This window comes from Halorhodospira sp. M38 (assembly GCF_022227985.1).
GTDB lineage: Bacteria > Pseudomonadota > Gammaproteobacteria > Nitrococcales > Halorhodospiraceae > Halorhodospira > Halorhodospira halophila_A.
This window is the reverse complement of sequence record NZ_JAJNQP010000071.1, coordinates 1-1117: the sequence shown is the minus strand read 5'-3', so window position 1 is coordinate 1117 and position 1117 is coordinate 1. Positions and strand designations below refer to the sequence as shown.

2 protein-coding genes are annotated in these 1117 nt (G+C 66.4%); one reads left to right on the top strand and one right to left on the bottom strand.

Features of this window, described 5'->3' with window-relative positions; all coding sequences use genetic code 11:
• Positions 1-81: 81 nt before the first annotated feature.
• Entirely contained in the window at positions 82-708 is a 627-nt protein-coding gene (locus LRA98_RS12805; protein ID WP_238634271.1) for an L-threonylcarbamoyladenylate synthase, read from the bottom strand.
• A gap of 88 nt (positions 709-796) precedes the next feature.
• On the opposite strand from LRA98_RS12805, the gene LRA98_RS12800 reads away from it, so the two are divergent.
• On the top strand, positions 797-1096 hold the full coding sequence (locus LRA98_RS12800; RefSeq protein ID WP_201168748.1) for a YciI family protein: 300 nt from the start codon (positions 797-799) through the stop codon (positions 1094-1096).
• Positions 1097-1117 lie beyond the last annotated feature (21 nt).

Genomic DNA, 1117 nt, shown 5'->3' with positions numbered 1-1117 from the left:
CCCCCCCCCGCGGCTGGGTCGTTGGTTGATGTTAGCCAAGCAACGGCTCCTTATGGTTGTTCGCGATCCGTCTCCATGCGCTCAGGCACTCTGGAAGACGCGGGTATCGCCGACCCCTTCGCGGATGACCTCGGCGGCCTCACCGGTGAGATCGATCACGGTGCTCGCCCCGCCCCCGGTGGGCCCGCCAGCAACGACGGCGTCGATCAGCTTGCCGATGCGCTCGCGGATCTCCTCGGGATCATCGAGGGGCATGTCGTCACCGGGCAGCTGCAGCGTCACGCTCATCAGCGGCTCGCCGAGAGTGTTGAGCAGTGCGCGGCTGGCCGGGTGGTCGGGTACGCGGATACCAATGGTCTTGCGCTTGGGGTGCTGCAGCCGCCGGGGCACTTCGGACGTAGCCCGCAGGATAAAGGTGTACGGCCCCGGTGTGTGGGACTTGAGCAGGCGGTAGGCGTAGTTTTCCATCTTGGCGTAGGTGCCGATATCCTTGAGATCCTTGCACGCCATGGTGAAGTTATGGCTGTTGTCCAGACGCCGGATCTCGCGGATGCGGTCGAGGGCGGCCTTGTCGCCGAGGCGACAGCCGAGGGCGTAGCTCGAATCCGTCGGGTAGGCGATGACACCCCCATCGGCAAGAGTCTGCACGGCCTGGTTGATCAGGCGCTGCTGGGGCGTCTCCGGATGGACTTCAAAGTACTGCGCCATGACTTCCTCTCCCGTGGACACGCCCCGGCCATCCCGGGGCACGGCTTCATTGTACCGGACCCCTTTCGGAGCGATAAGGTAACGACCCATGTATTACGCGATCATGAGCAGGGACGTGGAGAACAGTCTGCCGCTGCGCCAGTCAGCGCGGGCGGAACACCTGGCACGGCTGGAGCAGCTGCGCGACGAGGGGCGGCTGTTGCTCGCCGGGCCGTATCCGGCCGTGGACACGGAGACCCCCGGTGAGGCCGGTTTCACGGGCAGCCTGGTGGTCGCCGAGTTCGAGTCACTGGAGGCGGCGCAGGCGTGGGCGGATGCCGACCCCTACGTGGCGGCGGGCGTCTACGCGCAGGTGGACGTCCGGCCCTTCAAGCCAGTGCTACCGTAATCGGGTGCGATCGCCACGGCC

Excerpts from the sequence above, each read along its gene's own strand:
- LRA98_RS12805 (WP_238634271.1), bottom strand. The coding sequence starts at position 708 with ATGGCGCAGTACTTTGAAGTCCATCCGGAGACGCCCCAGCAGCGCCTG.
- LRA98_RS12800 (WP_201168748.1), top strand. The coding sequence starts at position 797 with ATGTATTACGCGATCATGAGCAGGGACGTGGAGAACAGTCTGCCGCTG.